The 20,614-nt window shown below is 72.7% G+C and carries 19 protein-coding genes; 10 read left to right on the plus strand and 9 right to left on the minus strand.

The genetic code is table 11. The annotated features are described in order from the left end of the window. Together ACIBG7_RS08800 and ACIBG7_RS08805 are read right to left on the minus strand one after the other, a co-directional pair. Positions 1-1,866 carry a histidine kinase gene (locus ACIBG7_RS08800; RefSeq protein WP_397335688.1) on the minus strand — a complete coding sequence of 622 codons (1,866 nt, stop codon included), beginning with the start codon at positions 1,864-1,866 and terminating at the stop codon, positions 1-3. Positions 1,867-1,905: 39 nt separating this feature from the next. After that, positions 1,906-3,099, minus strand: coding sequence for an MFS transporter (locus ACIBG7_RS08805; protein WP_357931900.1), 1,194 nt, complete (start codon positions 3,097-3,099; stop codon positions 1,906-1,908). Positions 3,100-3,159: 60 nt separating this feature from the next. Here ACIBG7_RS08805 and ACIBG7_RS08810 point away from each other — a divergent pair, with 60 nt between their 5' ends. Both ACIBG7_RS08810 and ACIBG7_RS08815 read left to right on the plus strand, forming a co-directional pair. Beyond that, positions 3,160-4,107 carry a DUF5937 family protein gene (locus tag ACIBG7_RS08810; RefSeq protein WP_397335689.1) on the plus strand — a complete coding sequence of 316 codons (948 nt, stop codon included), beginning with the start codon at positions 3,160-3,162 and terminating at the stop codon, positions 4,105-4,107. Positions 4,108-4,176: 69 nt separating this feature from the next. Continuing rightward, the gene (locus ACIBG7_RS08815) at positions 4,177-4,650 is read left to right on the plus strand and encodes a hypothetical protein (RefSeq protein WP_357931894.1); all 474 of its coding nucleotides are present in this window, start codon (positions 4,177-4,179) and stop codon (positions 4,648-4,650) included. Here ACIBG7_RS08815 and ACIBG7_RS08820 read toward each other — a convergent pair. Both ACIBG7_RS08820 and ACIBG7_RS08825 read right to left on the minus strand, forming a co-directional pair. Then, complete coding sequence (locus tag ACIBG7_RS08820; protein ID WP_357931892.1) at positions 4,647-5,597, minus strand: terpene synthase family protein; 951 nt, start codon at positions 5,595-5,597, stop codon at positions 4,647-4,649. The genes ACIBG7_RS08815 and ACIBG7_RS08820 overlap by 4 nt on opposite strands. 8 nt (positions 5,598-5,605) lie before the next feature. Further along, positions 5,606-6,151 carry an EF-hand domain-containing protein gene (locus tag ACIBG7_RS08825; protein WP_357931889.1) on the minus strand — a complete coding sequence of 182 codons (546 nt, stop codon included), beginning with the start codon at positions 6,149-6,151 and terminating at the stop codon, positions 5,606-5,608. A gap of 135 nt (positions 6,152-6,286) precedes the next feature. Between ACIBG7_RS08825 and ACIBG7_RS08830 the strand changes: the two genes are divergently transcribed. Further along, the gene (locus ACIBG7_RS08830; RefSeq protein WP_357931887.1) at positions 6,287-7,648 is read left to right on the plus strand and encodes a glutamine synthetase family protein; all 1,362 of its coding nucleotides are present in this window, start codon (positions 6,287-6,289) and stop codon (positions 7,646-7,648) included. A gap of 114 nt (positions 7,649-7,762) precedes the next feature. On the opposite strand, the gene ACIBG7_RS08835 is transcribed toward ACIBG7_RS08830, so the two are convergent. Next, a complete protein-coding gene (locus ACIBG7_RS08835; RefSeq protein ID WP_357931885.1) occupies positions 7,763-8,365 on the minus strand; it encodes a TetR/AcrR family transcriptional regulator in 603 nt (200 codons plus the stop codon). Between the two features lie 89 nt (positions 8,366-8,454). Between ACIBG7_RS08835 and ACIBG7_RS08840 the strand changes: the two genes are divergently transcribed. Together ACIBG7_RS08840 and ACIBG7_RS08845 are read left to right on the plus strand one after the other, a co-directional pair. Beyond that, positions 8,455-8,820, plus strand: coding sequence for a DUF4267 domain-containing protein (locus ACIBG7_RS08840; RefSeq protein WP_357931882.1), 366 nt, complete (start codon positions 8,455-8,457; stop codon positions 8,818-8,820). Between the two features lie 29 nt (positions 8,821-8,849). Then, entirely contained in the window at positions 8,850-9,452 is a 603-nt protein-coding gene (locus tag ACIBG7_RS08845) for a dihydrofolate reductase family protein (protein ID WP_397335690.1), read from the plus strand. Here ACIBG7_RS08845 and ACIBG7_RS08850 read toward each other — a convergent pair. Then, on the minus strand, positions 9,370-10,353 hold the full coding sequence (locus ACIBG7_RS08850; RefSeq protein WP_397335691.1) for a GNAT family N-acetyltransferase: 984 nt from the start codon (positions 10,351-10,353) through the stop codon (positions 9,370-9,372). The two genes, ACIBG7_RS08845 and ACIBG7_RS08850, sit on opposite strands and share 83 nt — an antisense overlap. 106 nt (positions 10,354-10,459) lie before the next feature. Between ACIBG7_RS08850 and ACIBG7_RS08855 the strand changes: the two genes are divergently transcribed. Together ACIBG7_RS08855 and ACIBG7_RS08860 are read left to right on the plus strand one after the other, a co-directional pair. Continuing rightward, a complete protein-coding gene (locus ACIBG7_RS08855; protein WP_397335692.1) occupies positions 10,460-12,925 on the plus strand; it encodes a collagenase in 2,466 nt (821 codons plus the stop codon). Between the two features lie 231 nt (positions 12,926-13,156). Next, complete coding sequence (locus tag ACIBG7_RS08860) at positions 13,157-13,870, plus strand: PaaI family thioesterase (protein WP_397335693.1); 714 nt, start codon at positions 13,157-13,159, stop codon at positions 13,868-13,870. Positions 13,871-13,919: 49 nt separating this feature from the next. On the opposite strand, the gene ACIBG7_RS08865 is transcribed toward ACIBG7_RS08860, so the two are convergent. Then, a complete protein-coding gene (locus ACIBG7_RS08865) occupies positions 13,920-14,765 on the minus strand; it encodes an alpha/beta hydrolase (protein WP_397335694.1) in 846 nt (281 codons plus the stop codon). Between the two features lie 21 nt (positions 14,766-14,786). On the opposite strand from ACIBG7_RS08865, the gene ACIBG7_RS08870 reads away from it, so the two are divergent. Next, positions 14,787-15,464 carry a type 1 glutamine amidotransferase gene (locus ACIBG7_RS08870; RefSeq protein WP_397335695.1) on the plus strand — a complete coding sequence of 226 codons (678 nt, stop codon included), beginning with the start codon at positions 14,787-14,789 and terminating at the stop codon, positions 15,462-15,464. An 18-nt stretch (positions 15,465-15,482) separates the two neighbouring features. Here the strand turns inward: ACIBG7_RS08870 and ACIBG7_RS08875 are convergent, their stop codons facing one another. Then, positions 15,483-15,971: an HXXEE domain-containing protein gene (locus tag ACIBG7_RS08875; protein WP_357931864.1), complete on the minus strand. Its 489-nt coding sequence runs from the start codon at positions 15,969-15,971 to the stop codon at positions 15,483-15,485. Here ACIBG7_RS08875 and ACIBG7_RS08880 point away from each other — a divergent pair. Beyond that, the gene (locus ACIBG7_RS08880; RefSeq protein ID WP_357931862.1) at positions 15,876-16,553 is read left to right on the plus strand and encodes an ATP-binding protein; all 678 of its coding nucleotides are present in this window, start codon (positions 15,876-15,878) and stop codon (positions 16,551-16,553) included. The genes ACIBG7_RS08875 and ACIBG7_RS08880 overlap by 96 nt on opposite strands. Positions 16,554-16,679: 126 nt before the next feature. On the opposite strand, the gene ACIBG7_RS08885 is transcribed toward ACIBG7_RS08880, so the two are convergent. Beyond that, complete coding sequence (locus tag ACIBG7_RS08885) at positions 16,680-17,024, minus strand: STAS domain-containing protein (protein WP_357931859.1); 345 nt, start codon at positions 17,022-17,024, stop codon at positions 16,680-16,682. A gap of 80 nt (positions 17,025-17,104) precedes the next feature. Here ACIBG7_RS08885 and ACIBG7_RS08890 point away from each other — a divergent pair, with 80 nt between their 5' ends. Further along, positions 17,105-20,578, plus strand: coding sequence for a SpoIIE family protein phosphatase (locus tag ACIBG7_RS08890; protein WP_397335696.1), 3,474 nt, complete (start codon positions 17,105-17,107; stop codon positions 20,576-20,578). Positions 20,579-20,614: the final 36 nt, after the last annotated feature.

Genomic DNA, 20,614 nt, shown 5'->3' on the forward strand with positions numbered 1-20,614 from the left:
TCATACTGGTAGCACGGCGCTGACAAGCGTGCCGCCTCCCTCTGCCGGGCGGACCGTGCAGGCGCCGCCGAGTTCGGCCGCGCGCTCGCGCATCGAGCCGAGCCCGATGCCGGCGCGAAGGTGTCGTGGCAGGCCGCAGCCGTCGTCCTGAACGGTGATCCGCAACATTCCGCCCTCCCGCTCCAGCGTGGCCACGATACGCGTCGCGCCCGAGTGCTTGCGCGCGTTGGTGATGGCCTCCTGGGCGATCCGGTAGGCGGCCACCTCGACGGCCGCGGGCAGCTCGCCCAGCTCGGCCTGCTCGGCGAGGCCGGGCGGCGGCTCGTCCAGCAGGTCGGCGATCGCCCCGGCCAGGCCCAGCTCGTCGAGTGCGGGCGGGCGCAGGCCGTAGACGAGGCGGCGGATGTCGCCGCTCACCTCGTCCATGCCCTCGCGCAGCCGCGCCAGTAGCCGTTCGGCCTGGTCGGGGGAGTGGCGCATGGTGATCCGGGCGGCGTTGAGCGACATGGCCATGCCGCTGAGCGATTGACCCAGGCCGTCGTGCAGGTCGCGGCGCAGCCGGCGGCGTTCCTCCTCGCGCGCGGACAGGATGCGCTCACGCGAGCGCTGCAGGTCCGCGGTCAGCCGTACGGCATGCGTGGCGTCGGCGATGAAGGGGACCAGCGTGGCCAGCACCCGCTCGTCGTGCGCCGCCGGGAAACGGCGCTTGCCGGGCGGCCCGAGCAGCAGCGTGCCCACCGGCTCGCCGTGCCAGGTGAGCGCGACCGCGCGGGCGGTGTGCGGGACCTCGCCGGAGACCGTGCGGACGCCGTCCACGTCCACCGCCGCGCCGGTGACCGCCAGGCCCTCGCGCAGCACCTCGAGCACCGAGAGCAGGCCCTGCGCCGGATCGGCCTGCTGCAGGCGGCGCTTGCTCTCCTCGGCCAGCGTGGCCGGGTCGCCGGTGCTGCCGTACAGCAGCCGGTCGACGCCGCGTTGCATGAGGCGGCGGATCGGCTGCAGGAAGACGCCCGCGCCGAGCGCGGCGGCGAGGCCGGCGAGCTGGTCCACGTCGGCCAGGAAGAGGCTGGAGGCGGCGCCGGCGGCCAGGTAGGCCCCGGCGATCACCACCGCGAGCCCGGTGCCGACCAGCGCCCGGCTGATCAGGGTGTCGATGCCGAACAGGCGGTGCCGCTGGATGGCCACCCACATCGCGGCCGGCAGCAGCGGCAGGGTGAGCGAGGCGAGCCACCAGGCCGGCCAGCCGGCGAGGTAGGGCACGAGCGCGAAGGGCAGGGCGAGCAGGAGCCAGAGGATCTGCCGCCGCTCGACCGGCCCGGCGCCGCGCAGCCGTAACGCCAGCGAGGAGACGGCGGCGGCCATCACGGCCAGGTAGACCTCACCGAGCTGCGGCAACGCCGGGGCGTACCAGATCCAGGAGATCCAGTCGGCGACGGCGAGCAGGGCACTGACAACGATTACCGCGAGCCAGGGCCGGCTCGGCAGCCGGCCGGTCGGGTAGAGCAGCGGCAGCAGCACGCCCACCGCGAGCGCGTAGACCTGCCAGGCCAGCAGCGCCAGCGGCCAGCGCAGCGGGTGCGGCCCGTAGAGCTTGTCGAGGTTGCCGCAGACGATGTTGACCGCCGAGGCCAGCCCGCCCGCGCACAGCAGCCAGCCGATCGGCAGCCGGGGCCGGCTGTGCACCAGGATCGCGCCGAAGACCGGGAAGGTCGTGCCGGCCATGTCCTCGGGCTGGAAGGGCAGCGGGTTGCCCGGGACCGGCGGGAGCTGCGCGGTGATCCAGATGTCGGCGACCTCCAGCATGACGGCGAGCGCGGCGATCGCGATCGCCACGCTCGCCTGCCAGCTCAGCCGCGTGTTCCCCATGGTTGAAGGGGAACATAGCTGACATCTGCCAACGACGGATCAATGCTCGGTCAACGCGGCCGCCCGCCGCCGGATCGCCGGGCCGATCGCCAGCGTCCCCGCCGCCGCCAGCAGGCCGATCCCGGCGACGGTGAACCACAACGCCTGGCTGCTCACGCCGAGCAGCACGCCGCCCAGGGTGGGCGCCAGCACCATGGCCACCGCCCAGGACAGGCCGTACAGCCCGTTGTAGCGCCCGCGCAGGTGCGCGGGGGCCAGCGTGGCGACGATCGTGCCGCCGACGCCGGCGGTGATGATCTCGCCGAAGGTCCAGACGGCGATCGTGCCGGCCAGCCCGAGCGTGCTGGTGGCGAAGGCGGTCAGCCCGAAGCCCACGCCCATCACCGCCAGCCCGAGCGCCTCGGCGCGGGCCAGGTCGTAGCGGGTGAGCAGGTCGGACACCAGCGGCTGGACGATGACGATCAGCACCCCGTTGAGCGCCATCGCCAGGCCGAACTCGCTCTTGGTGAGCCCGGCCTCGACCATCGCCACCGGGAGCATGGTCACCGTCTGCAGGTAGACCAGCGCGTGCGCCACCGTGAGCAGCGTGAAGACGACCATCAGCCGGTCGCGCAGCACCTCGCCGAAGCCGCCGGACCTGACCCGCTCGGGCCTGGTCTCCGGTACGGCCCGCCACACCAGCACCGCGAAGATCACGCTGGACACCGCGTCGATCCAGAACAGCAGCGTGAAGCCCATCTCGGCCAGCCGCCCGCCGGCCGTCATGCCCACCGCGTAGCCGAGGTTGATCGCCCAGAACAGCAGCCCGTAGGCCCGTGGCCGGTCCTGCGGCGAGATCAGGTCGGCCACCAGCGCGCTGGAGGCCGGCCGGTAGACGTCGATCACCAGCCCGAGCAGGAACATCGAGGCCAGCAGCGTCGGCATGGTGGTGCTGTAGCCGAGCGCGAGCAGCGTGGCCGCGGTGGCCAGCATGCCGCCCGAGAGCGTCGCCCGCCGGCCGATCCGGTCGGTCAGCGCGCCGGCCACCAGTTGCGAGGCGACCGTCCCGGCTCCGTAGACCCCCAGCACCAGGCCCGCGTCGGTGACCGACAGGCCGCGGCTCTGCGTCAGGTAGACGCCGATGAAGGGAGCCACCACCGTGCCCAGGCGGTTCACCAGGGTGCCGCCCCACAGGGCCCAGAAGGGGCGGGGCAGGCCACCGACCTTGGCCTGCATGAAAGTCGTCGCGCTCATGCGAAGCATGGTGGCCGGGGACGGGTCGAGAGAGCCATCGATTTAGTGCAGACTAAATGCATGGGCATCGAATGGCGTCTCAAGCCGGAGGACATGGCTCGCATCCGCTTCGCCTTCTCCCCGATGTGGGAGCTGGTCGCCAGCCTGCGCACCCTCCAGGACCCGGCCCGGCAGGCGCTCCACCTGCCGTGGATCAAGGCGGTGCGGCCCCGGCTGGCCGGGCTCGACCTGGCCGAGCTGCTCGCCCTGGTGCCCGCCGACGGCTACCTCGCCGACTTCCTCACCCCGCCGCCGGACACCCCGCTGCCCGACTTCGCCGCCGAGCTCGACCGGGTCCGCAGGGCCGACCCCGAGCGGGCGCGGCACGAGGCCGGGCTGCTGTCCGGGCCGCTCGACCGGTTCAAGGCCGACCCCGCGGCCGGGGTCCGGCGGGTGGCCGACGCGCTGGAGGCCTACTGGGAGGCCTGCTTCGCCGAGTACTGGCCCCGGGTGTACGGCCTGCTCGAACGCGACGTGCTGCGCCGTTCCCGGCTGCTGGCCCAGGGCGGGGCGCACGCGCTCTTCTCCTCGCTCGACCCGGCCGTCGTCTGGACCGGCGACCGGCTGCTGATCGACCGCCCCTGGTGCACCACCGAAGGGCTGCACGGCGACGGCCTGGTGCTGCTGCCGAGCGCGTTCTACTGGCCGTCGGTGGCGGTCATGACCGCGCCCTACCAGTCGATGCTGGTCTATCCGGTCCAGGGCGTCGGCACGCTGTGGGAGCAGGGGCCGCCGCCCGCCCCCGACGCCCTGGCCGCGCTCATCGGCCGTACACGCGCGCAGATCCTGCTCGCGCTGGCCGAGCCCGCCACCACCTCCGCCCTCGCGCGCCGCATCGCGCTCACCCCCGGCGCGGTCAGCCAGCACCTCGGCGTGCTCACCGGCAGCGGGCTCACCGTCGGGCTGCGGGACGGCAAGCGCGTCCTGTACCGCCGCACCTCCGTCGGCGACTCGCTGGCCTGCGCCTAGCCCGATCACCGGGTGCCCTACGTACTGCTACCCATTGTCCCAGCTCACGGCGCTGCCGATGCTCGGGGCATGGCCGGCTTCCGCGACCGCGCGCTCGCGCGGCTGGGCGATCCAGCCATGCTCGCCCAGGCGCTCGTCCCGGCCGCGCCCGCCCTCGCCCGGCGCGTCCTCGGCCGGGCCGCCGAGATCGCCGCGGTGCGGGTGACCGCCCTGCGCGCCGGCGCGCTCGGGGCCGACCTGCTGGCCGCCGTCGAACTCGACGTCCGGCCCGACCCCGCCGAACGCTTCCACGCCCTCGACCTCGAAGCCTTCATGGCCGCGGCCGAACCGCGCATCCCCTCACCACGCTTCGGTACGGCGGAGCCGTACACCCTGCGCCTGGAGCTGGCCGTCTTGGTGCGCCCCGACCCGGCCGCCCTGCTCGGCGACCTGCTCGACGGCCGGCCTGGCCACCCCTGCGCTCTCGTCGTCTACCCGGCCGGCCGCCCCGGCGACGTGGCCGGAAGGCTGAGCGCGGCCGGGCTCACGCCGCTGCCGCTCTAGGCGTAGCGGCTGGACTCCAGCAGCCAGTCGAGGTGCGCCCGCGGCGCGGCCAGCAACGCGCACGCCACCTTGCTCACGTCCCGCGCGGTCTTCGGATCCACGTCGCCCAGCGGCAGCGCCATGGTCGCCGCGTGCATGTCCGCGCACCGCTCGGCGATGCGGTCCAGCACCCAGGCGACCGCCGCGTGCTCGTCCAGCCCGTACTCGTGCGTCGCCAGCACCACCAGGTTGTGCGGATCCCCGTGCTCCTTCGGCAGGCTGGCCACGTCGTTGCACCAGGCGACGACGTCGGAGCAGGCCGCGACCAGCTCCTGCCACGGCGGCCCGCCGTGCAGCCACGCCGGGACCTCCACCCGCAGGCACGGCTCGATCAGGTCGTAGACGTAGGGGCCGACCGTGCCCCGGCGCAGCGCCGGGTACTCGCGCAACGTCGGCGTGCGCCCGGTGAGCCGGTTCTCCGCCTCGGTACGGCAGGCGTCGTACTGGGTCTTCAGGTGCCCGGCGAACCTCGACCGCCAGTGGTCGCTCATCCGCGCGCTGGTCACCCGCCACAGGTCGGCGAAGGCCGCCTCCAGGGGATGCCCCGCCGTACCGTTGAGCAGGCCGGGGAAGACCTCCAGCGGGCACGGCCCCTCGTCCAGCTCGTCGTCGAGGTGGAACAGCCAGGTCAGCCACTGCGCGAACAGCGCCGCCGCGGCCGCGTCGAACTCGGCGAACGCCCGCGCCGCCAGCCGGTGGTAGCCGGCCCCCGCGTCGGCCCGCAGGCCGGTGCGCCGGGCCCAGTCGATGAGCGCCGCCTCCACCGCGTAGACCGACGGGTGCATGCGGCAGGGCGCGGCCATCGCCGGCACCCGCTCGGTCAGCGGCAGCAGCAGCTCGGCACTGGTCCGGGCGGGAACGCGCGACCGTGGGATGAGGCTGGACAGCGATTTCAGGACGGACCTCACAACGACTCCTAGAGCGGACCGAACAGCCAGTTGCCCGCGGCGTGGGGATCGTCGCCGGTGTAGTACTCCCTGACCGCCGTGACCAGCTCCGACACCGTCAGGGTGCCGTCGTGGTCACGGTCGAGCCGGTCGAAGGCCTCAGCCACGTCGTCGTACGGCGTGCCGAACGCCGACAGCAGCATCCTGAACTCGTGCACGCCGATCTGGCCGTCGCGGTTCTGGTCGCACAGATCCGCCACCGCCTCGGCCGCGGGCAGGAAGACCGGGTCGAACCCGCCCCCCTCGATGAACGCGACCGTCATGCCCGCCTTGAACTCCGCCGCGGTCAGCCGCCCGTCGCCGTCGCGGTCGAGCGCCGCCGCCAGCGCGGCCCAGATCCCGTCGAACCCGTCCACCAGGCGGCGTCCGGTCAGCGAGGTCGGGGACTCCCCGAAGCCCACGAGCAACCTCGCGCCGAGCCCCAGCAGGTCCTCCCGCTCGATCTCGCCGCCACCGTCGACGTCGAGATGCCCGAAGGCGCGATCCAGTTTGTGATCACGCAGGTCAATAGGCATGTTCGCCTCCCCCGAGACTCTGCGTGATCACACTAGGCAACGGCGGGGCGGTTTGTCAGCGAGGCGCACCTCGTAACGTGTGCGAAACACGGGCAGGGCATCCTGTAGGGGTAGCCGCACACTGTAGGAGCGCAAGTGGACCGTCAGCAGGAGTTCGTGTTGCGCACGCTCGAGGAGCGTGACATCAGGTTCATCCGCCTGTGGTTCACCGACGTCCTGGGCTTCCTGAAGTCGGTCGCCATCGCCCCCGCCGAACTGGAGGGCGCCTTCGCCGAGGGCATCGGCTTCGACGGCTCGGCGATCGAGGGCTTCGCCCGCGTCTACGAATCCGACATGCTGGCCAAGCCCGACCCGGCGACCTTCCAGATCCTGCCCTGGCGCAGCGAGACCCCCGGCGCGGCCCGCATCTTCTGCGACATCCTGATGCCCGACGGCTCGCCCTCGCACGCCGACCCGCGCTGGGTGCTCAAGCGCGCGCTGGCCAAGGCCGCCGACATGGGCTTCACCTTCTACACCCACCCGGAGATCGAGTTCTTCCTGCTGAAGAACCGGCCCGCCCCGGGCGACCGCCCCGAGCCGATCGACGCCGGCGGCTACTTCGACCACACCCCGCACAGCGCCGGCCACGACTTCCGCCGCCAGGCGATCATGATGCTGGAGTCGATGGGCATCTCCGTCGAGTTCAGCCACCACGAGGGCGCGCCCGGCCAGCAGGAGATCGACCTGCGCTACGCGGACGCCCTCACCACCGCCGACAACATCATGACCTTCCGCCTGGTCATGAAGGAGGTCGCGCTGGAGCAGGGCATCTGGGCCTCGTTCATGCCCAAGCCCTTCACCCAGCACCCCGGCTCCGGCATGCACACCCACATGTCGCTCTTCGAGGGCGACCGCAACGCCTTCCACGAGCCGGGCGCCGAGTACCAGCTCTCCAAGATCGGCCGCTCCTTCATCGCCGGGCTGCTCAAGCACGCCGCCGAGATCACCGCGATCACCAACCAGTGGGTCAACTCCTACAAGCGCCTGTGGGGCGGGGCCGAGGCCATCGCCGGCATGGGCGGCGAGGCGCCCTCCTACATCTGCTGGGGGCACAACAACCGCTCCGCCCTGGTGCGGGTGCCCATGTACAAGCCGCACAAGGGCGGCTCCACCCGGATCGAGTTCCGCTCCCTGGACTCGGCGTGCAACCCCTACCTCGCCTACGCCATCATCCTGGCCGCGGGGCTCAAGGGCATCGAGGAGGGGTACGAGATGCCTCCCGCCGCCGAGGACAACGTCTGGGCGCTGACCAGCTCCGAGCGCCGAGCCCTGGGGATCCGGCCGCTGCCGCAGTCGCTGGACGAGGCCATCGGGATCATGGAGCAGAGCGAGCTCGTGGCGGAGACGCTGGGGGAGCACGTGTTCGACTTCTTCCTGCGGAACAAGCGGTCGGAGTGGAACGACTACCGGCGGCAGGTCACCGAGTTCGAGCTCGACCGGTACCTTCCCGTCCTTTGACCGCTTGGCCCTTCGGGCTGTGCCTGTGGGGGAGCCCAGCTCCCCCACACCCCCTCGCCCCCGTGTGTGCGGCGGCTCTATGGCAGCGGCCACGAGGTGGATAGGCACGGCTGATCAGGCGGGGCGAGCCGTTCCGTCGGAGGCCTCCCCGGTGAAGCGGGCGACCAGGATGGCCAGGCGCTGGTCGTGGAACTCGCGGGGGATGCGGCCGCCGCGCATCAGGGTGGCCAGGCCGTGCAGGGCGGCCCAGAGGGTCTCGGCGAGCAGGCCGAGGTCGGTCCCGTGGGCGTGCGGGCGGACGGCCTCGAGGAACTCGCCGAAGGCTTCCTGGAGGGCGGGCGGGGCCTCGGGCGTGGCGAAGGGCAGGTCGACGCGCTGCCGGAACATGGCGTCGTACAGGGCCGGCCGCTGTTCGGCGAAGGCCACGTACGCGGCGCAGATGGCGGGCAGGACGGCGTCCGGGCCGGGGGCGGAGAGGCGGGCGGCCCGGAGGTCGGCGGCCATCTCGGTGATGCCCTCCAGGGCGACGGCCGTCACGATGGCGTCCTTGCCCTTGAAGTGGCTGTAGAGCACCGGCTGGCTGTACTCGACCTGGTCGGCGAGCCGGCGGGTGGTCACCGCCTCCCAGCCCTCGGCCTCGGCGAGGTCGCGGGCCGCGGTGATGATGAGCTTCTCCCGCTCGGCCCGTTCACGTTCTTTGCGCGTCTGGATGGACATGCTCCTCAATCTAGCACTGCTAGCGCAAATGCCAATGCTCTGATAGCGTCACACTTGTTCCTAGCACCGCTAGTTTTTGGAGCCCCCTGATGCTTACCGTCGTCGCCTACGGCCTCGCCATCGCCCTCAACCTGATGTGCCTCCTGATCGGCGCCCGCTTCCTGCTCGTGCCGTACGCCGCCGCCGAGGGTTACGGCGTGCCCGCGACCACCGACCGCGCCTACCTGACGATCAAGGGCATGCGCGACGGCACCTACGGACTGATCGGCCTGGCCCTGCTGGCCTTCGTGGGGCCGCAGGCCGAGGCCTGGTTCATGCTGATCGCCACCCTGCTGCCGCTCGGCGACACCGTGATCGTGCTGCGCAACGGCGGCACCAAGGCGGCCGCGTTCGGCATCCACTTCGCCACCGCCGTCGTCATGCTGATCACCGCCGCCCTGCTGTTCGCCCTCTGAACCGCCCACGCCGGTCGTAGGGTGGGGCGATGCGCAGCGTGACCTATTCGATGGGCGTTTCCCTCGACGGTTACATCGTCGGCCCGGACGGCACCTTCGACTGGACGGCGCCCCAGCCGGACGTCTTCCGGTTCTGGCTCGAGGACATCCGCCACGTCGGCGTCCACCTGCTGGGGCGGCGGCTGTACGAGACGATGGTGTACTGGGAGACCGCCGAGCAGGAGGACTCCCTGAGCGAGGACGAGCGCGAATGGGCGGCGCTCTGGAAGGCGCTGCCCAAGGTGGTGTTCTCCACCACCCTGGAGGCGGTGCAGGGCAACGCGCGGCTGCGCTCGGGTGGTCTCAAGGAGGAGATCGAGCGGCTGCGGGCCGAGCCCGGGGAGGGCGAGATCGCGATCGGCGGCGCGGGGCTGGCCGCGGAGGCGGCCGAGGCGGATCTGATCGACGAGTACCGCGCCATGGTGTACCCCGTGCTGGTCGGGGGCGGCATCCCGTTCTTTCCCCGGCAGGGGCGGCGGGTGGATCTCGAACTGGTCGAGACGCGGTCGTTCAGCTCGAAAGTGGTCTACCTGCGGCACCGAGTGATTCGCCAGGCGCCAGGACGAAGCGCAGGTCCGGACGTTCCCAGGTGACCCGGGGCGGCCGGGGCGGGACGGTGCCGGTGCGCTCGGCCCCCAGCCGCAGGTAGAACGCCTCGGCCGGCGGGTGGGAGACCACCCGGACCGAGGCGAGGCCCAGCTCGCGGGCCCGCTCCAGCGTCCGCTCGACGAGCAGGCGGCCGACGCCGCCACCCTGCGCGGCGTCGGAGACGAACAGCAGGTCCAACTCGGGCGGGTCGGTGAGCAGCGAGGCGAAGCCCAGCACCCGGCCGAACACGTCGACGGCGACGAAGGCGGGATGCCGCTCCAGGTAGTCCGGGGTGACCTCGTAGCCGTCCAGAATCGCCGCGTACTCGCCGCGGTAGGCGGCGGAGGCGTGCATGAGGGCGGTGAGGTCCGGGGCGTCGGAGGGTACGGCGGAGCGGACCCGCGGCCCGGGGTCGTCGACGAAGCCGAGCCGGCGGTTCATGCCGATGGCGGCGGCGTTGGCGGGATGGTGGACGGTCCGCAGCACGGGCAGCCCGGCATCCCGCACGAAGCGGACGGCGAGCAGCTTGAGCGCCAGCGACAGCCCCCGGCCCCGCCACTCGCGCACGACCCCGGTCATCTCGCTGAAGGCGCCCCCGGGGTGCACGGAGGTCGCGGCCATGCCGATCCAGCGCCCGGCGGGGTCCAGGGCCAGGACGACGCCGCGCGGGTCGAAGGACGGGACGTCGATCCGCTGCGCGACGTACTCGTCGAAGGAGTGGAACGCGCCCCGCCCCGGGATGTCCGCGGAGCAGGTCCGGTTGAGCTCGTAGAGCGCGCGGGCGTCGGCGAGGTCGGCGTAGGTGGTGAAGGTGACGCCGGCGGCCCGGGCCCGTTCCAGGTGATCACGGAAGGGCGAGTCGTCGAAAGCGGCCACGTCCAGCGCCAGCCGTACCCAAGGCACCATGCGACAGACACTAGCTAAAGGGGCAATTGGGTCTTGCCGGAGGGTGAACTTGTATGCAATTTTACATATCACATTCCAGAGGTGCTCCGACCCCCCAGGAGTCTCGATGCGCATCGCGTTACCCCTCGCGCTCGCCGCCGCCCTCACCGTGGGCGGCCTGGCCGTACCGGCGACGGCGGCCACCCCGCAGAACCAGTCCAGCCCAGCCGCCGCCACGCCGCCGCCCCGGCCGGCGCAGAGCAGCGCCGTCGAGCACGGAGAGGCGAACCGCACGCCGCTCAAGCCCGACGAGCGCCCCCCGATCGCCCCGGTCGAGCAGAAGGCCCCCGCCCAGGTCCAGCGCTCGCAGGCCGCCGCGGCCGCCCCCTGCGAGACCACCGACTTCACCGGCAACACCGGCGCCGCCCTGGTCGCCAAGATCAAGGCCGCCGACGTCGACTGCATCGGCACCCTGTTCTCGCTCACCGGCACGCCCGCCCGCGACGCCTTCCGCGAGGCGCAGATGGTGACCGTCGCCAACGCGCTGCGCGACAACGCCACGGCCTATCCCGGCGACAACAGCACCAGCACCCTGCAGCTCGTCATGTACCTGCGCGCGGGCTACTACGTGCAGTGGTACAACTCCGGCGACGTCGGCCAGTACGGCACCAGCCTGCGCACCGCGATCCGCGGCGGCCTGGACGCCTTCTACGGCAACAGCCGCTCCAGCACGGTCAGCGAGGCCAACGGCGCCATCCTGGGCGAGGCGGTCACGCTGATCGACAGCGCGCAGGAGAACGCCCGCTACCTCTACGTCGTCAAGCGCCTGCTGACCGGCTATACCTCCAGCTACGGCTGGTACATGACCAACGCCGTCAACAACGTCTACACCGTGCTCTTCCGCGGCCACCAGGTGCCCGAGTTCGTGACCGCGGTCCAGGCCGACACCAGCCTGCTGACCACGCTGCGCGACTTCGCCACCGGCCACCTCGACCTGCTCGGCACCGACGACGGCTACCTGACCTCGAACGCCGGCCGCGAGCTGGCTCGCTTCGCCCAGCACACCGCGCTGCGGGCGACCGTCCGGCCGATGTTGCGCGACCTGCTCCAGCGCAGCCAGATCACCGGCCCCACCGCGCCGCTGTGGGTGGGCGTGGCCGAGATGGTCAACTACTACGACGCCGGCAACTGCACCTACTACAGCACCTGCGACCTGTCCGCGCGCCTGCTCGCCGTGGCGCTGCCGATCAACCACACCTGCTCGCCGAGCCTGCGCATCCGCGCCCAGGAGATGACCGCCGCGCAGCTCCAGAGCACCTGCGCCAGCCTCGCCAACCAGGACGCCTACTTCCACAACGTCGCCCGCGACAACGGCCCGGTGGCCGGGGACAACAACACCGCGCTGGAGGTCAACGCCTTCGACTCCAGCACCGACTACCAGACCTACGCCGGCGCCATCTTCGGCATCGACACCAACAACGGCGGCATGTACCTGGAGGGCGACCCGAGCGCCGCGGGCAACCAGCCGCGCTTCATCGCCTACGAGGCCGAGTGGCTGCGCCCGGACTTCCAGATCTGGAACCTCAACCACGAGTACACGCACTACCTCGACGGCCGCTTCAACATGCACGGCGACTTCACCGACGGCGTCTCCACCCCGACCATCTGGTGGATCGAGGGCTTCGCCGAGCTCATCTCCTACGGCTACCGCGGCGTCACCTACGACGCGGCGATCGCCGAGGCGGCCAAGCACACCTACACGCTGAGCGAGTTGTTCGACACCACCTACGAGAACGGCGACAGCCAGCGCATCTACCGCTGGGGCTACCTCGCCACCCGGTACATGGTGGAGAAGCGCCGCGCCGACCTGGACATCGTGCTCGGCCACTACCGCACCGGCAACTGGGCCGCGGCCCGCACCCACCTCAAGTCGCTCAACCACAACGCCGACTTCGACGCCTGGCTGACCGCCTGCGCCGCCGGGGCCTGCGGGGGCGGCGGCACCACCAACCAGCCGCCGTCGGCCTCCTTCACCGCCACGGCCACCGGCCTGACCGTGAACCTCGCCGACACCTCGACCGACTCCGACGGCACCATCGCCTCGCGGAGCTGGGACTTCGGTGACGGCACCACCGCCACCTCGGCCAACCCGGTCAAGACGTACGGCACGGCCGGCACCTACACCGTCAAGCTGACCGTCACCGACGACAAGGGCGCCACCGCGACCGCGTCGAAGAACGTCACCGTCACCAACCCGAGCCTGCCGACCTGCTCCGGCTCCGACACCCGGGCCCTCGGCAAGAACTGCCAGCGCACCGGCATCTCCGCCGGCCAGGGCGGCTACGCCTACTTCTACCTGCTGGTCCCGGCCGGCACGACCCGCCTGACCATCACCACCACGGGCGGCTCGGGCAACGCCGACCTGTACTACAACGGCTCCTCCTGGGCCACCACCGGCTCCTACCACCAGCGCGCCACCGGCGCGGGCAACGCGCACACCCTCACCGTCACCAACCCGCCGTCCGGCTACAACTACATCAGCCTGTACGGCACCGCCGCCTTCTCCGGCGTCACGGTGTCCACCAGCTACTAAAACCCCTGCGAAGCCGCCGGCCGGGACGACTCCCGGCCGGCGGTTTCCGTGTGTGCGCCGGGGATGTGGCGCGGATCACTCGCGTCCCAGGGAAGCTCAGTCGCAACAGGAGCGTTACGAGTGCCTGCACCCCCTGATGCGCTGGTGAAACTTGATGTCCGGTAAAATCGGTCTGTTTAGAACCATATTTCCGGACGTAACGCCCATTGGGGCGATATTGGAGGGTGTGGCATGACGACGGCTGCCCTGCAGACCGTACTGACCGTTCCCGAGCGCTTCCGCGGTCCCGCCGGGATCGCCAACGGCGGCTGGATCTCCGGCGCCGTGGCGGAAACGCTGCTCGGTGAACACTCCACGGTCGAGGTCACGCTGCACGCGCCCACCCCGCTGGAGACCGAGCTGCGCCTGGAGCACCTCGGCCACGCCGTCCAGCTCGCCGACGGCGAGCGCCTCCTGGTCGAGGCCATCCCCGTCGCCCAGGACCTCGAGGCCCCCGCCTTCGTGCCCTTCGCCGAGGCCGCCCGCGCCGAGGCCCGCTTCACCGGACACCAGGGCCACGCCTTCCCCGAGTGCTTCGTCTGCGGCCTGCGCGAGCCCGGCGACGGCCTGCGCATCTTCCCCGGCACCCTCGACGGCGGCGAGCTGGTCGCCGCCGGCTGGCGCGTCCCGCACACCGTGGTCGAGGAGGACGGCGTCCCCGCCACCATCATCGGCGCCGTGCTCGACTGCATCACCGGCTGGGCGCACTTCGGCCCCGGCGAGTCCGCCCTGCTCGGCCGCCTCACCCTGCAGCTCCACCGCCGCGTCTACCCGGGCGGCACCTACTCCGTCGTCGGCCGCGCCACCGGCCGCGAGGGCCGCAAGCTCTTCGGCGAGAGCGCCGTCTACGAGGTGGACGGCACGCTCGTCGCCGCCGCCAAGGCCACTTGGATCGCTCCGAAGTAGCCGGTCTCGATCCGGTACGGCTCGCGCGAGCCGTACCGGAACACGGGCGTCAGCTCCCGGTCAGCCGCTCGGCCACCAGGGCGGCGCAGCGGGGGTCGAGCAGGATCGTGTAGTGGTTGCAGTCGGCGACCACCTCGTCCCGCAGCCCCGGCACCTTCGCCGTCCAGAACGCGGCCAGCTCGTCCGGGAGCATCCCGACCGGCTGGTCGAGCAGTCCGCGCGGCGCGCGCAACAAGGTCAGCGGCGAGGTGATCGACGCCAGCGCGGCCCCGTGCCGGTCGCCGTCGAGCCGCAGCGCCCGCCCGTCCTGCCGCACCGCCTCCGGCACCGCCCGCGAGCGCAACGCGCCGGGCTCGCCGACCAGGTCGTACCGGACGTACTCCTCGGCGTCGGCGTTCCAGGCCCCGGCGAAGGCCGGATGGGCCTGGAAGAAGGCGACATAGGACTCGGGGGAGTCGAAGGTCTGCTCCAGGCGCTGGATCGCCGGGCCGAGCGTGGCCGCCATCGCCGCGTCCACGTCGGTGCCCGGCGGCAGTGGCGGGAACGGCAGCCCGCCGTCGACCAGCACCACTCGCTCGAACGGCCGCCGCGCCGCGGCCAGCACCGCCACGTAGCCGCCCATCGAGTGGCCGGTCAGCACCTCGGCCCCGCCCACGTGCTCGACGATCTCCAGGACGTCCTCGGCGTGCCGCTCCAGCCCGTAGGGCCCCGGCAGGTCGCGGCTGTGCCCGCGGCCGCGCAGGTCCATCGCGATCAGCGACCAGCCGGCGGGCAGGTTCCCGGCGACCGCGCCCCAGGCCATCAGCGAGGCGGTGATGCCGTGCACGGCGACGATCTTCTTCTCGCCCTGGCCGAAGCGGGCGATCCGCAGCCCCTTTACGGAGTCGATGTCCATGGGCTTACCCTATGAGCCACTATGCGAATGACCGTCATCGAGCACGAGGCCGGCGCGGGCCTCGGCTACCTGGCCGACTGGCTCGGCCTGCCCTGCGACGTCGTCCGGCCGTACCTGGGTGAGCCCGTGCCCGAGCGGGCGGCCGACGGGCTGATCGTGCTCGGCGGCGAGGCCGCGGCCTGGGAGGACGACGACCACCCCTGGCTGCCGGCCACCCGCGACCTGCTCCGCGCCAGCGTTGAGCACCGCGTGCCGACGCTGGGCATCTGCCTGGGGGCGCAGTTGCTCACCCTGGCCTGTGGCGGAACGGTCGAGCGGGGGGCGGCTGGGCTGGAGGTCGGCGCGTGCGCGGTCACCGCGCTGCCGGCGGCCGAGCACGACGTGCTCTTCCACGGGATCGGTACGGCTGTCGCCATCCAGTACCACCGGGACGCGATGACGCGGCTGCCCGAGGGGGCCGTGCCGTTGCTGACCGGCACCCAGTACCCCAACCAGTGTTACCGGCTGGGGGACAGTGCCTGGGCGGTCCAGTTCCACCCCGAGGCGACGCCCGCGATCTTCGCCTCCTGGACGGCCGCCTCCGGCGTCCAGGGACTCGACGAGGCGGTAGCCGCCGCCGAGCCCGGCCTGATCGCCGCCTGGCGCCCCGTCGCCGAACGCTTCGCCGCCCTCGTCAAGACCCGCGCCACCGTCGGCTAACCCACCGCCGCTCTTCCCCTATGACGGGGTGGGCTTGCCGGTGAGCAGATGGGCGAGCGCGTGCACCCCGGCCAGGGCGGCGACGCCCCAGGCCGCCCCGGCTGCCGGCCGTCCAGGGCGGAGGAGGCCGTCGCGCTTGAGCCGCCGCCAGGCCCAGGCCGAGTACGGCAGCACCACCAGGGGCGCGGTCACCACCCCCGGCGTGTACCCGCGGGCGACCGCCGCCTGAGCCAGGTGCGTCAGCCCGTGCAGCCCGAACCCGGCCACCGCCGCCTGGAAGAACGCGCTCCGCCCACCCGTCCTGGCCCCGTCCGCCGCCGCGGCGGCCACCACCACGCCCATGAGCCCGATCGCGGTGTTCACCCGCTCCTGCGACAGGTTCAGCCACGGATACCGCTCCGCCAGCTCGGGATGGTGGCGCTCCAGCCAGCCCGCCATCGTCGCCAGTTCCTCCGCGTCGTGCACCATCCACGCCCCGAGCAGACCCCACGTGAGCGCCGCTGTCATGACCCCTCCAAAAGTGCAACACAACGTTGCGTTGGAACCTACTCCCATATCTCCGCAAAGTGCAACGCACCGTTGTGTTTGGCCCGGGGGTCGGGCGGCGCGCGTGGGACGAGATATCCTGGCGGGCATTCCGGCGGGGTGTCCGGTTGTGGGCCGCCCCGGGGGCGAGCCATCGGCGAGGAGCGGCGGCGGGTGTATCCGGGAGAGTCACGGAGCTGGGCCATCCATAACGACCTGGGCGAATTACGGGACCGGGTCCGTGGGTGCGCCATTGCCGCCGGCCTGCCGCAGCACCGTCAGATCGACCTGGTGCTGGCGGTCAGCGAGGCCATGGCCAACGTCCTCGAACACGCCGGCGGCCAGGGCCGCGTGCGGGTCAGCCAGGACGCCGACTTCCTGACCGTGGAGATCAGTGACAACGCCGGCCGGCTGACCGGCCGCGAAGTGCCGCGCGAACGCCCCGGCGAGGGCGCGACCGGCGGCTGGGGGCTGTGGCTGATGGGCTCGCTCTGCGACGAGGTCGCCATCGAGGGCGGCGAGGGCCACTCCAGCGTCCGCCTCCGCATGCGCCGCCCCGCCTGACCAGCCCACCCGGCCCGATCTCCCACCCCACCGCCTCTCCTGACCTCCACCGAGGGGACGGGTGCAGAGGGGGCGGCCACGGAGGGATGGGGGCTCAACCGAGGGGACGGCTGCCCAGGGGACGGCTCAGCCGAGTGCCGCGCAGGCCGCGTCGGCGTCGGGGTAGAGCGGCAGCCAGTCGGCCAGCCCGGTCAGCCACAACACCTGCATCCGGGTCGGCGAAGCCCCCGCGAGCACCAGCTCACACCCGGCCGCCGCGGCCCGCTGATGATGGTCGGTGATCAGCCCCAGCGACCCCGAGTCCATGAACGTGACGTCCGACAGGTCGAGCACCACCCGCTCGCCCGGCCGCTGGAAACGCCCGCGCAGGCTGCGATCGAGCGGCGCCTTGGTGACCGCGTCGAGCTCACCGCCGACGCAGATGATCACGATCTCCCCCCGGGTGAGGGTGGAAAGTTGTAGGTTCGTCATCCCGGCCGTCCCGCGTGCACCTGACCTGTTTAGCGGCTCCGCCGGTCAGGGACAAGTCCCGTTGACGGTGGAGGGCCGGCATGGATCCGCACGCGGCGCAGACGTCCGGCCTGGAGGCGGTCTTCGCCGCCGGCGGCAAGATGGGCGCGCTGATGCGCGAGCTCGACTGGTCCGCCACCCCGTTCGGCCCCGCCGAGGACTGGCCGCAGAGCCTGCGCAGTTCGCTCAGCATCTGCCTGGCCTCCGAGTTCCCGATGATCATCTTCTGGGGTCCGCACCTGGCCCAGGTCTACAACGACGCCTACCTGCCCGTCCTGGGCGCCAAGCACCCGGCCTCGCTGGGCCAGGCCGCCCGCGAGTGCTGGCATGAGGCCTGGACGGTCATCGGCCCGATGCTGGAGCAGGTCCTCTACCAGGGCAAGGCCACCTACTCCACCGACCTGCTGCTGATCCTGCAACGCTCGGGCTTCGCCGAGGAGTGCTACTTCACCTTCTCCTACAGCCCGATCCGCGCCGAGTCGGGCGGCATCGGCGGCGTCTTCTGCGCGGTCACCGAGACCACCGAACGGGTGGTCACCGAACGCCGCCTGGCCCTGATCCGCGAGCTGGGCGAACGCGCCCGCAGCGCCACGACCGCCGCCGAGGCCTGCGCCCGCGCCGCCGGCGTGCTCTCCGGCCACCCCGCCGACGTGCCGTTCGCGCTCCTCTACCTGCTCGACGGCGACCGCGCCCGGCTCGCCGGTACGGCAGGCCTCCCGCCGGGCGGCCGGCTGAGCCCCCGCGAGGTGGACCTCGCCGCAGGCGCCGCAGCCGAGGCGGACGTGTGGTCGCTCGGCCGAGCCCGCACCGGCATCATCGAGGTGGCCCAGCCCGGCGCCCCCGAACTTGCCGGGCACGCCCGGGAGGGCTTCGAGCCGCCCGCCCGAGCCTGGGTGCTGCCGGTCGCCCGGCCCGGCAGCGAGCAGCCCGCCGGGCTCCTGGTGGCCGGGATCAACAGCGCCCGCCCGGCCGACGACAGCGCCCGCGGCTTCGCCGCCCTGATCGCCGACCACGTCTCGGCCGCCGTCGCCGACGCCGTGGCCTTCGAGGCCGAGCGGCACCGCGCCGAGCAACTGGCCGCCCTCGACCGGGCCAAGACCATGTTCTTCTCCAACATCAGCCACGAGTTCCGCACCCCGCTCACCCTCCTGCTCGGCCCGGTCGAGGACCTGCTGGCCGAACGCGAGGCGCTGAGCGAGGGCGGGCGGGAGCGGGCCGAGCTGATCCACAGCAACGCGTTGCGGCTGCTCAAGCTGGTCAACACCCTGCTCGACTTCTCCAGGGCCGAGGCCGGGCGGATGACGCCGCGCCTGGAGCCGCTCGACCTGGCCGCGCTCACCGCCGAGCTGGCCAGCCTGTTCGAGGTGGCGGTCGAGCGGGGCGGGCTCCGGCTGGTCACCGACTGCCCGCCCCTGCCGCGGCCGGTGCCGGTCGATCCGGACATGTGGGAGAAGATCATCCTCAACCTGCTGTCGAACGCCTTCAAGTTCACCCTGGACGGGGAGATCCGGGTGCGGCTGGAGGCGGTGGGGGAGGAGGTGCGGCTGGAGGTGGCCGACACCGGGGTGGGCATCCCCGCCGAGGAGCTGCCGCGGTTGTTCGACCGCTTCCACCGGGTGCCGGGGAGCGGGGGGCGGAGCGAGGAAGGCAGCGGGATCGGGCTGTCGCTCGTCCGGGAGCTGGTCCATCTGCATGGCGGGACGGTCGAGGTGGCCAGCGAGCCGGGGCGGGGCTCCACGTTCACCGTGCGCCTGCCGTACCGGACGGAGGAGGCGGAGGTGGGCGGCCTGGCGCACGGTACGGCGGAGCCCGAGGCGGGCGGCTTGCCGGGCCGGAGCGGGGAGACGGACGGCCTGCCGGATCGCGCGGAGAGGGATCCGCGGACGGCTGGGGCGCATCTGCGGGAGGCGCTGGGCTGGGCGGCCGGGGGCGAGCAGGCCGCGGCGGGCGGGCCGGAGGTGCTCGTCGTGGATGACAACGCCGACATGCGGGCCTACCTGCAGCGGGTGCTGGCCCCGCACTGGCGGGTGCGGGCGGTGGCCGACGGGCGCGCGGCGCTGGCGGCGGTCGAGGCCGACCCGCCCGAGCTGGTGCTGACCGACGTGATGATGCCCGGCGTCGACGGGTTCGGCCTGCTGGAGGCGCTCCGGGCGGACGAGCGCACCCGGCACCTCCCGGTGATCATGATCTCCGCGAGGGCAGGCCAGGAGTCGGCCATCGAGGGCCTGCACGCGGGCGCCGACGACTACCTGATCAAGCCGTTCACCACCGCCGAGCTGATCGCCCGCGTCCGCACCCACCTGAGCACCGCCCGCCAGCAGCGCGAGGCGGCCGAGCATCTGACCGCGCTGGCCGAGGTGAGCCGCCGGCTCAACGCCAGCCTCGACCCGGCCGAGATCAGCCGGGTGCTGTGCGCGGAGATCGTGCCCGCCTTCGCCGCCGGGTGCGCGGTCTGGCTGCACACCGAGGCCGAGGAGAACGAGGGCCACCTCGCCCCGGTGCTGCAGGCCACCCGCGCGGCCGACCCGCTGCCGGCCGAGGCGCTCCACCGACCGCCGGGTGAGCTCGGCCCGGACGAGGTCGTGGAGCTTCGGCACCGCGGGCGGGTGATCGGGCTGGCCGTCCTGGCCGGGCCGACGCCCGCCGCCACGCACCCGGCCCGGCGGCCGTTCCTGGACGAGCTGGTCGGCCGGGCCGCGCTCGCGCTCGACAACGCCGCCCAGTACGACCGCCAGCACCGCATCGCCGTCCACCTCCAGCGCTCCCTCCTGCCGCAGGCCCTGCCCGAGATGGCGCCCGTACGGCTGGCCGCCCGCTACCGCCCGGGCAGCGCGGGCCAGCAGGCCGGCGGCGACTGGTACGACGCCCTCGAACTGCCCGACGGCCGGATCGCGCTGACCATCGGCGACGTGATGGGCCGGGGCGTGCGCGCGGCGGCGCTGATGGGCCAGCTCCGCACCGCGATCCAGGCCTACAGCCTCGAAGGGCTCCCGGCCGCGCCGCTGCTGGAGCGGGTCAACCAGTTCCTGCACGCCGGTGGCCAGCGGCAGTTCACCACCCTCTGCTACGCGATCTACGACCCGGACACGCACGCGCTCCAGCTCGCCAACGCCGGGCACCTGCCGCCGCTGCTCGTGCCGCGCGACGGCCCGGCCCGGTTGCTGCCGGTCCACCACGGGCTCGCGCTGGGCGTCGATCCCGGCTTCCCCTACCGCGGCCAGACCTTCGCGGTGCCGCCCGGCGCGACCCTGCTGCTGTACACCGACGGGCTGGTCGAGACCAGGACCCAGCCGCTGGCCGAGCGCATGGCCGAGCTGTGCCGGACGCTGAGCGGCCACGGCGGCGACCCGGAGGGACTGTGCGCGCTGGCCATGCGCTCGATGACCGGCACGGACCCGCGCGACGACCTCCCTGCGGCCGGCACCGGTTCCGGCACCGGTTCCGGCACAGCGTCGGGCACCGGGTCGGGTGACGACATCGCCCTGCTCGCGATGCACCGCCGGACGGACGGCTAGACTGCGCGACGCAACGTCGCGTCTATCCGCCGAGGG

This window comes from Nonomuraea sp. NPDC050328, from assembly GCF_044459405.1.
Lineage (GTDB): Bacteria > Actinomycetota > Actinomycetes > Streptosporangiales > Streptosporangiaceae > Nonomuraea.

Excerpts from the sequence above, each read along its gene's own strand:
- ACIBG7_RS08800 (WP_397335688.1), bottom strand. The coding sequence starts at position 1,866 with ATGGGGAACACGCGGCTGAGCTGGCAGGCGAGCGTGGCGATCGCGATC.
- ACIBG7_RS08805 (WP_357931900.1), bottom strand. The coding sequence starts at position 3,099 with ATGAGCGCGACGACTTTCATGCAGGCCAAGGTCGGTGGCCTGCCCCGC.
- ACIBG7_RS08810 (WP_397335689.1), top strand. The coding sequence starts at position 3,160 with ATGGGCATCGAATGGCGTCTCAAGCCGGAGGACATGGCTCGCATCCGC.
- ACIBG7_RS08815 (WP_357931894.1), top strand. The coding sequence starts at position 4,177 with ATGGCCGGCTTCCGCGACCGCGCGCTCGCGCGGCTGGGCGATCCAGCC.
- ACIBG7_RS08825 (WP_357931889.1), bottom strand. The coding sequence starts at position 6,151 with ATGCCTATTGACCTGCGTGATCACAAACTGGATCGCGCCTTCGGGCAT.
- ACIBG7_RS08835 (WP_357931885.1), bottom strand. The coding sequence starts at position 8,365 with ATGTCCATCCAGACGCGCAAAGAACGTGAACGGGCCGAGCGGGAGAAG.
- ACIBG7_RS08840 (WP_357931882.1), top strand. The coding sequence starts at position 8,455 with ATGCTTACCGTCGTCGCCTACGGCCTCGCCATCGCCCTCAACCTGATG.
- ACIBG7_RS08845 (WP_397335690.1), top strand. The coding sequence starts at position 8,850 with ATGCGCAGCGTGACCTATTCGATGGGCGTTTCCCTCGACGGTTACATC.
- ACIBG7_RS08850 (WP_397335691.1), bottom strand. The coding sequence starts at position 10,353 with ATGGTGCCTTGGGTACGGCTGGCGCTGGACGTGGCCGCTTTCGACGAC.
- ACIBG7_RS08855 (WP_397335692.1), top strand. The coding sequence starts at position 10,460 with ATGCGCATCGCGTTACCCCTCGCGCTCGCCGCCGCCCTCACCGTGGGC.
- ACIBG7_RS08860 (WP_397335693.1), top strand. The coding sequence starts at position 13,157 with ATGACGACGGCTGCCCTGCAGACCGTACTGACCGTTCCCGAGCGCTTC.
- ACIBG7_RS08865 (WP_397335694.1), bottom strand. The coding sequence starts at position 14,765 with ATGGACATCGACTCCGTAAAGGGGCTGCGGATCGCCCGCTTCGGCCAG.
- ACIBG7_RS08870 (WP_397335695.1), top strand. The coding sequence starts at position 14,787 with ATGCGAATGACCGTCATCGAGCACGAGGCCGGCGCGGGCCTCGGCTAC.
- ACIBG7_RS08880 (WP_357931862.1), top strand. The coding sequence starts at position 15,876 with ATGGTGGCGCTCCAGCCAGCCCGCCATCGTCGCCAGTTCCTCCGCGTC.
- ACIBG7_RS08875 (WP_357931864.1), bottom strand. The coding sequence starts at position 15,971 with ATGACAGCGGCGCTCACGTGGGGTCTGCTCGGGGCGTGGATGGTGCAC.
- ACIBG7_RS08885 (WP_357931859.1), bottom strand. The coding sequence starts at position 17,024 with ATGACGAACCTACAACTTTCCACCCTCACCCGGGGGGAGATCGTGATC.
- ACIBG7_RS08890 (WP_397335696.1), top strand. The coding sequence starts at position 17,105 with ATGGATCCGCACGCGGCGCAGACGTCCGGCCTGGAGGCGGTCTTCGCC.